The sequence below is a fragment of the Burkholderia sp. Ac-20379 genome (genome assembly GCF_017104645.1).
Taxonomy (GTDB): Bacteria; Pseudomonadota; Gammaproteobacteria; order Burkholderiales; family Burkholderiaceae; genus Burkholderia.
In genome coordinates this window covers 1-638 of the sequence record NZ_JAAGPF010000815.1, presented here as the reverse complement: position 1 = coordinate 638, position 638 = coordinate 1, and the positions used below count along the sequence as shown (strand labels likewise).

General features: G+C 71.2%; 1 protein-coding gene. It reads left to right on the top strand.

What is annotated here, in order from left to right:
* Positions 1-126: 126 nt before the first annotated feature.
* Positions 127-638: response regulator transcription factor (locus G3N92_RS34770; RefSeq protein WP_206131967.1), on the top strand; the 512-nt coding region annotated here is incomplete at its 3' end.

Genomic DNA, 638 nt, shown 5'->3' with positions numbered 1-638 from the left:
CGTCAAATTCCGTAAGGAAGCTGACCGGCCCCTCGCGTATCATGCGATGACATCGCCTCGCGCCCCGCGAGCGCCGCTCCGCCGGCAGCCCGGCGGACGCTCCGATTTCGTCACCGAACCGCACCCATGACGCTTTTGCCACCGGAACCGCTGGTGCCCGGCCCGCTCCTGATGGTCGACGACGAGCCGCTGATGCAGCGCCGTCTCACCGCGATCCTGACCTCGCTCGGCTATACGGACGACATGCTGCTGTACGCGGGCAGCCTCTCGGAAGCCCGCGCCATCCGCGCCGCGCAGCCGTGCGCCATCGCACTGGTCGACATCGGCCTGCCCGACGGCTCCGGCATCGAGCTGATCCGCGAATGGCACGAGGCCGATCCGGCGCTGCCGATCGTCGTGATCTCCACCTGGAGCACCGGCCCGACCATCGTCGGCGCGCTGCAGGCCGGCGCCACCGGCTATCTGCTCAAGGAACGCGACGACCTCGAGATCGCGCTGTCGATCCGCAGCGTGCTGCGCGGCGGCGCGCCGATCGATCCGTTCGTCGCGCGCCATATTCTCGATACCGCCGTGAACGCGCCGGCGGCGCCCGCGCCCGGCAGCCCCGCCGCCACCGGCCTGCTGCCGTCGCGCAACGG